Below are 7,377 nucleotides of genomic sequence, written 5' to 3' on the forward strand. Positions count from 1 at the left end.
TTAACCCCTCCATTTTTTAGATTCAAGAGATCTCGAGGTGAGGAAGAGAGAGAAGATAGTGAAATTGATATAGAAAATAATATCCTTGGTATCGATTATTCCTTTAGAAAAATTCGTAAAATGGTTCATAATAGATAAATGCTCTAAAATTTTTCCAAATGAACTGCCAACAAAACTGGATGCCCAGCCGATTAGGAAAAGGAAAAAAAGAGTACCGAAAGTGATCGTTGCAGCTATGATTTGGTTCTCAGTCAAGGAGGAGGCCAAGATTCCTAATGAAATAAAGGCAGTCCCCATAAGAAAAAGACCAAGGTAAATAGAGAGGATTGGGCCAATTTCAGGTTTTGCAAAGAGGATTAATAAAAGAGGATAAAGAGCGGTTGATAATAGCATAAAGAAGAAGAGTAAGAGACAAGCAAAGAATTTTCCCAGAATCGCTTCTAAATCTTTAATAGGATAGGTTAATAGCAGTTCAATCGTGCCGCTCTTTTTCTCTTCGGAAAAGAGCTTCATAGTTAATAGGGGCATCATCAATAAGAGAATGATGCTCATATTTCCATATAAGGGTTTTATCACTCCTTCATTGATATTCAATTTTCCTAGTATTGCTGGATTACCCATAGACCGAAGACTTATCAGGCTAAAGAATGCAAAACCGCTATAGAAAAGATAACCTGATATCAAAAGGAATATTGTGATTACGATATATGCAATAGGAGAAGAAAAATAAGAAGCTACTTCCTTCTTAAAAATAGGATAGATGTTTCTCATTAATATTCTCCTTTTTCCTCGGTAACCAATTTAATGAATATATCTTCGAGACTCATGTCGATAGATTTCATTTCCAAAAGCCCAAAGTTATTCTGAACGATGATCTTAGAGAGGTCTTTTCTGATATCTAGGTTTTTATCCGATTCTATTAAGTAGCTACTAACATTTTCATGAGGATCTTCTTTTTTAGTGACGCTCAAAACCCCTTTAACATCTTTTAAACATTTGATGATATTATCAGGTTGACCTTCAATCGATAGCTCTAATTCCATGGATTTACGGAGTTTCTTATTTAAATTTTCTGGGGTGTCAATTGTTACGACCTTACCTTGATTAATAATGATTACTCTCTGGCAAGTCATGCTCACTTCTGGCAGGATATGAGTGCTTAAAATAATTGTCTTTTCACCTGCCATGTTTTTAATGAGGTTTCTGATCTCTATGATCTGTCTCGGGTCCAAACCAATGGTTGGTTCGTCTAAAATGAGTACTTCCGGATCATTTAATAGTGCCTGAGCCAAACCAACCCTTTGGCGATATCCCTTAGATAACTTTCCTATAATTACACGAGAGAATTCTCCAATACCACAATGGTCTATTACTCTTGAGATACTTTTTTTCCTGTTTCTGAGAGGAACACCTTTTACCTGAGCGACAAAGTTAAGATAACTCGATACAGACATATCAGTATACAATGGTACATTTTCTGGGAGATAACCAATCCTTTTTCGGACATTAATAGATTCTTTGAAAACGTCAAAACCAGCAACTTTAGCTGAACCGCTGGTAGCAGGGAAAAAACAGGTTAGTATCCTCATTGTCGTTGTTTTGCCGGCTGCGTTTGGGCCTAAAAGTCCAAGGATTTCCCCTTTTTCTACTTTAAAGGATATATCTTGTATGGCTGGTTTAGCCCCATAAAATTTGGTTAAATTTTCTACTTCTATCATTTTTTTTCTTCTTGATTTTTTGTTTTATCTTTGAAACTGATTTCAAGTTTACCATCTATCAATTCTTCCAAAGCCCTATCTTCAAGGGAGATATCATCATTTTTAATGATATTATTATCTTTTTTTAATTGATGAATCCTTTTTACCACAACATTAATAAAAAGAAATCTATTAGGAATCTTTTTTATTGCATCAGATAATCTATCTTTTCTCATCATATTAAACCTTCCTTTTATATCTTTTAATTTCTTCAGCCATTATTGGCTACTCTCTTTGACGTATCTCATTCTCAGATCGTAAAGGAGACTCTCTATAAGTGATTCTTCCTCTTTATTAAGATTTCCTTTGGTCTTTTCCTGTAGCATTCCAATAATATCTATGGTCTGTTTTGCCATGTTTAGATCCTTTTTCTTTTCCTTTGAAACCGGGTCAGGAATATCGCCAAAGTTCAAAAGAACAGAGGTGCTAAGTGACAAGATAAAGTTGGTAAAATTTACTTCAGGAAGGGGAGGCTTTTCTTTCTGTTCTTCCTCGAATGTTCCCTCTGATTTTTTCTGTTCTTTATCTATGGTTTCGTCTTTCTTTTTTCTCTCGTTTTCTGAGATTGATTCGAATCTCCGATCGGTTACTTTAAAACCTTTGTCACCATTTTTTTCTTGATTCATAATTTATCCCTCGAAATAAATTAGACAAAAAAAACTGCTAATTGTTCTTAAATCTGGAAAAAAATCCCTTTTCTTCTGTTTTTTTATTCCTTTCCAAACCGTCAAATTCTCTCAAAAGGTCTTCTTCTTTCCTGGAGAGATTTGTTGGGGTTTTGATAAGAAATTGTATTATCTGATCACCTTTTCCAAAACCTTTCAAATTCTGGATACCTCCTCTCTTTAATCTAATCGTTTCTCCGTGCTGGATTCCTTTAGGAATCTTGGCTTTTTTTGGACCATTAAGAGTGGGGACTTCGATTTCATCGCCTAGGGTTGCCTGAGGAAATGAGATGGTTGCCTGACACAAAATGTCATCTCCCTCCCTATGGAAGAATTCATGAGGCTCTACATTGATACGAATGTATAGATCTCCTCTCGGTCCTCCTTTCAAACCAGCTTCCCCTTCCCCTTCCAATCTGAGCCTCGCACCAGTATCTACACCTGCGGGAATCTTTACTGTTAAATTCTTTTTAACCTTTACAAGCCCTCTCCCTTTACATTGTGTACACGGATTCGGTATTGTTGTTCCTTCTCCTCTGCAATGTGGACATGTTCTGCTGATACTAAAGAAGCCTTGAGAGGTTGTTACATGTCCTCTTCCTCCACAGGTTGGACATCTTTTAGGGGATGTTCCCTTTTTAGCGCCGGAGCCATTACATGTCTTACATTCATCATACTTCTCAAAGGCGATCTCGGTTTCCTTTCCAAAAGCAGCTTCTTCAAGAGATATGTTTAGATCATACCTCAGGTCAGCTCCCCTTTGCTCTACTGACCTTCGCCTCGTTTCTGTAAAACCACCAAAACCAAAGAAATCTTCAAATATATCACTAAAGCTTGAAAAAATATCTTCAAAACCTTTGAATCCAGTAAAACCAGTTCCCCTGAGCCCTTCATGACCATATCTATCATAAATCGTCCTTTTTTCAGGATCTCTAAGTACTTCGTAGGCCTCAGAAGCCTCTTTAAACTTTTCTTCCGAATTTTTATCCCCAGGGTTTCTATCAGGATGATACTTTAGAGCCATTTTTCTATAGCTCTTTTTAATTTCCTCTCCAGAAGCGTTTCGAGGTACTCCTAATACTTCATAATAATCCTTCTTTATCATCTTTATCTACCTATTCCTTGGTTTCGCAAATCATCATTTGAGACAAAGTTATCATTGATCCTCTTTAGAAGTTTTTTGAATGAGCTTTCCAACCCTCACCTTAGCCGGTCTTATTAATAGATCGTTCATCTTATAACCTTTTTGGATTTCCTCTAATACAACATTATCATCCTTTTTGTTAGATACCGACAAAACCTCTACTGCTTCTCCAACATTCGGGTCAAATTCTTTACCAATAGTTTCTATAGGTTCTACACCTTCCGTCTTTAAAAAATTTGAAAATTGGTTATGGATCATCTTAATACCTTCGATAAGGGAGTTAATGTCCCCTGTCTTTTTGGCAGAATCAACAGCTCTATCAAGATTGTCCATTATCTCAAGGAACTTAGCAATAAATTTAGATTTTTCCCTTTCAACGCTTTTTATAGAATCTTTTTCTAATCGATTCCTGAAATTATCATTTTCTTTTTGCATTTTCTTAAAGGAATCAATATATTCCCTTAACTTTTTATCTTTGTTTTCAAGCTCTGTTTTTAACTGTTCCACGAAGGTAGGGTGTTTTTCCACTGGTTCTTTTGCTTCCTCCTCTCCTTCTCTCTTCTTTGCCCAAAAACGCTTATCACTAACCGAAAATTGAGATTTGTTGTTTTCTTCCTTGATATTTCTTCTCTCTTTTTTATCTTCCATAATCTCTCTCCAGATGAAAAAGCGTATAGTAAAATAAAAAATGACCTTTTTGAATACTAGTTAATATCTTTGCTCCTCAGTAATATTTTAAGAAGTAAATTATCCAGAAAACATACCAATATCTCTTTAGATAGCCAATGATTCAATTCAAGTTAAGACATTCTCTTTAATTTTTCGACTCTTTTCTCAATCGGAGGGTGGGTGCTAAAGAGATTCATTAATGATCTCGCAGATAAAGGATTCACGATAAACATATGGGCTGTTGATGGATTTGCTTCCATAGGAATCCTTTTCGAGGCATAGCTTAATTTTTCCAATGCATTTGCCAGACCCGCGGGATTTCCAGCTATCCTGGCTCCTGTAGAGTCTGCGAGATACTCTCTGGACCTCGATATAGCTAATTGAATTAAAGTAGCGGCTAAAGGAGCTAAAATAGCAACAACCAAAAACCCAAAAATCCCTCCATTATTATCATCATCGCTCCCTCTTCCTATCCCGCCAAAGATCGCTGCCCATCTTGCCCAGGAGGCAATCATCATAATTACCCCTGCCAGAGTAGCTGCAATAGAGCTTATCAGGATGTCTCTATTTTTAACATGGGATAATTCATGGGCCAAAACCCCTTCTAATTCTTCCCTGTTTAAAATTCTTTGTATTCCTTGAGTGACCGCTACTGCAGCATGATTAGGGTTCCTTCCAGTAGCAAAGGCATTCGGGGTTTCAGAGGGGATCGTATAGATTTTTGGTTTGGGTATATTGGCTTTCATAGCCAGCACTGATACAATTGAGTGTAATTCTGGTTCTTCGTGAGGAGTGACCTCTTTGGCTCTATACATTTTAAGCACGATTTTATCTGAAAACCAGTAGCTTCCAAAATTCATCATCATCGCGAATATAAAGGCAATAATCATTCCCTGTTGACCGCCAAAATACCTCCCTATAACCATTATCAGCGCTGTTAAGCAGATAAGGAGTATACCCGTTTTAAAAGTATTGGTCATCTAAAACACCTCCAATTTTAAATCTAAACTTTAATATCTTTCCGTGGTTTATGAGGATTTAATCTTTCGAATTCTTTTAAAAGCTCTTTGGAATTCTCATCTAAATTTTTTGGTATCGAAATCTTCACAGTTATATATTGATCACCTCTTCCACCACCTTTGAGATGAGGGACCCCTTTACCATACAAGCGAAACTTTTGTCCATTTTGGGTTCCTGGAGGAATTTTCATAAGGCTTTGTCCATCTATTGTGGGAACCTCAATCTTTGCACCAAAAACAGCTTCACCAATGGTAATGGGGAGTTCAGTATATATATTATCACCCCTTCTCTCAAAAAGTGGGTGAGGATGGACCTTAGTAATAATATAAAGGTCGCCTAAACTACCACCATTTATCCCAGGTTCTCCTTTTCCAGCCAGTCTGACCTTTGAACCCGTATCAACACCAGCCGGTATTTTTACCCTTAATCTTTCATTTTTTAATACAGTGCCTTTGCCATTACAATTTTTGCAGGGTTCCATGTTTAAATATCCCGTGCCAAAGCATCTATTGCACGTTTGACTAAATCTTAGATGGCCTTTTGAGACATTGATTTGTCCGGAACCCCTGCAATCCGGGCAGGTTGATTTGCTACCACCCTCTTTTAAACCTGAACCACTACATTCAGAACAGCTTGCCTCTTTGTTTATACTGATATTTGTTGAGATCCCTTTCACAGCATCTATAAAACCGATTTCCATAGAATACTGAAGGTCTTTTCCCTTGGAAGGAGCGCGGGTTTTCGTTTTGGTCGTGGTTCCGAAAATATCTTCAACTATCGATCCAAATCCTGCAGATGAAAATGGGTTTTTAAAGTCAAAGCCACTGAAATCAAAACCTCCAAACTCTTGAGCCCATCTTTCACTATGACCGAACTGGTCATACTTCTTCCTCAACTCTTTATTTGACAGTACATGATATGCCTCTGAGATTTTTTTAAACTTCTCTTCTGCCTCTTTATTGTTTGGGTTAACATCAGGATGGTATTTTCGAGCTAATTTTTTATAAGCCTTTTTGATTTCAGTTTCAGTGGCATTTCTTTTAACGCCAAGTACTTCATAATAGTCTCTTTTTGTTGTTGTAGCCATAAGTTTAAATAAATTTTATTTAAAAGATCTTTTTTTGTTCCTCTGTTTTTAAAAGCCTTTTATTATTAAGAGGGAAGTCTTATTTTATCTCGACCTCTATTTTTTTCGTTTTTTTAATTTCAGTCTTAGGTAAAATTATTTCTAAAATACCATCTTTTAGTTTTGCCTTTGTCTTTGTGTGTTGAACAATATTTGGAAGAGTAAAGGACCTCTGAAAAGGACCGTAAGACATCTCCATGCGATGATAATTTTCCTCTGTTACCCGTTTTTCAAATCTTCTTTCTCCCTTTAAGAAAAGGGTATTGTCCTTTATCTCTATATCAATATCACTGATATCGATACCGGGAAGCTCAGCTTTGATTATCAGCTCTTCAGGAGTCTCATAAATATCAATAGCTGGTGACCAGGTACCAGGAAAGAGTTTTTCTTCTTTTTCCCCTAAACTCGATAAGCTCTCTTCAAAGAGTCTGTTCATTCTCTCTTGGAGTGAGATCAAATCTCTAAAAGGGCCCCCTCGCCTTATAGCCAAGATTAACATCTCCTTTATTTGTCTGTGTCTTCAAATTCTGCATCGACAACATTATCATCACCACCAGGTTTGGTTTGAGGACCTTCTTGCTTTTGCTGACCGCCTGGAGGTGCTTGCTGCTGTTGAGACTGGGCTTTTTGATACATTGTTTCTGCCAATTTATGAGAGGCATTTTCCAGGTTTTCCATGGTCTCTTTAATTTTTTCTATATTTCCACTCGAATGAGCTTCTTTTGCCTCTTTAAGAGCATTTTCTAATGTCTTGATATCCTCTTCACCAAGCTTGTCTCTGTTTTCATTCAAAGTTTTTTCTGTAGAATAGATAAGGGTGTCTGCTTGATTTTTTATATCTATTTCCTCTCTTCTCTTTTTATCTTCTGCTGCGTGAGCCTCAGCATCTTTTACCATTTTGTTGATCTCTTCTTCAGCGAGCCCACTCGAAGCGGTTATGGTTATCTTCTGTTCCTTTCCTGTGCCAAGGTCTTTTGCAGAGACATTAACGATACC

The 7,377-nt window shown here is 36.8% G+C and carries 10 protein-coding genes; all 10 read right to left on the bottom strand.

Annotated elements, in window-relative coordinates:
* Positions 1–771 carry an ABC transporter permease gene (locus tag VMW81_03990; GenBank protein HUU50096.1) on the bottom strand — a complete coding sequence of 257 codons (771 nt, stop codon included), beginning with the start codon at positions 769–771 and terminating at the stop codon, positions 1–3.
* Positions 771–1,718, bottom strand: coding sequence for an ATP-binding cassette domain-containing protein (locus VMW81_03995; GenBank protein ID HUU50097.1), 948 nt, complete (start codon positions 1,716–1,718; stop codon positions 771–773). The genes VMW81_03990 and VMW81_03995 overlap by 1 nt, the downstream gene beginning before the upstream one ends.
* Positions 1,715–1,936, bottom strand: a complete 222-nt coding sequence (locus VMW81_04000) for a DNA-directed RNA polymerase subunit omega (GenBank protein ID HUU50098.1) — start codon at positions 1,934–1,936, stop codon at positions 1,715–1,717. Before VMW81_04000 ends, VMW81_03995 begins: the two co-directional genes overlap by 4 nt.
* 39 nt (positions 1,937–1,975) lie before the next feature.
* Positions 1,976–2,383 carry a DUF1844 domain-containing protein gene (locus VMW81_04005; GenBank protein ID HUU50099.1) on the bottom strand — a complete coding sequence of 136 codons (408 nt, stop codon included), beginning with the start codon at positions 2,381–2,383 and terminating at the stop codon, positions 1,976–1,978.
* A gap of 37 nt (positions 2,384–2,420) precedes the next feature.
* Positions 2,421–3,527 (bottom strand): molecular chaperone DnaJ, encoded by a 1,107-nt coding sequence (gene dnaJ / locus VMW81_04010; protein ID HUU50100.1) that lies wholly within the window; start codon positions 3,525–3,527, stop codon positions 2,421–2,423.
* 51 nt (positions 3,528–3,578) lie between these two features.
* Positions 3,579–4,214 (bottom strand): nucleotide exchange factor GrpE, encoded by a 636-nt coding sequence (locus VMW81_04015; protein ID HUU50101.1) that lies wholly within the window; start codon positions 4,212–4,214, stop codon positions 3,579–3,581.
* A 152-nt stretch (positions 4,215–4,366) separates the two neighbouring features.
* Positions 4,367–5,215, bottom strand: coding sequence for a zinc metalloprotease HtpX (htpX, locus tag VMW81_04020; protein ID HUU50102.1), 849 nt, complete (start codon positions 5,213–5,215; stop codon positions 4,367–4,369).
* A 23-nt stretch (positions 5,216–5,238) separates the two neighbouring features.
* Positions 5,239–6,342 (bottom strand): molecular chaperone DnaJ, encoded by a 1,104-nt coding sequence (gene dnaJ / locus VMW81_04025; GenBank protein HUU50103.1) that lies wholly within the window; start codon positions 6,340–6,342, stop codon positions 5,239–5,241.
* Between the two features lie 79 nt (positions 6,343–6,421).
* Entirely contained in the window at positions 6,422–6,871 is a 450-nt protein-coding gene (locus VMW81_04030) for an Hsp20/alpha crystallin family protein (protein HUU50104.1), read from the bottom strand.
* A gap of 14 nt (positions 6,872–6,885) precedes the next feature.
* A partial coding sequence (locus VMW81_04035) for an Hsp70 family protein (GenBank protein ID HUU50105.1) occupies positions 6,886–7,377 on the bottom strand: 492 nt, incomplete at its 5' end.

Source organism: Nitrospinota bacterium (genome assembly GCA_035528715.1).
GTDB lineage: Bacteria > JADFOP01 > JADFOP01 > DATKYB01 > DATKYB01 > DATKYB01.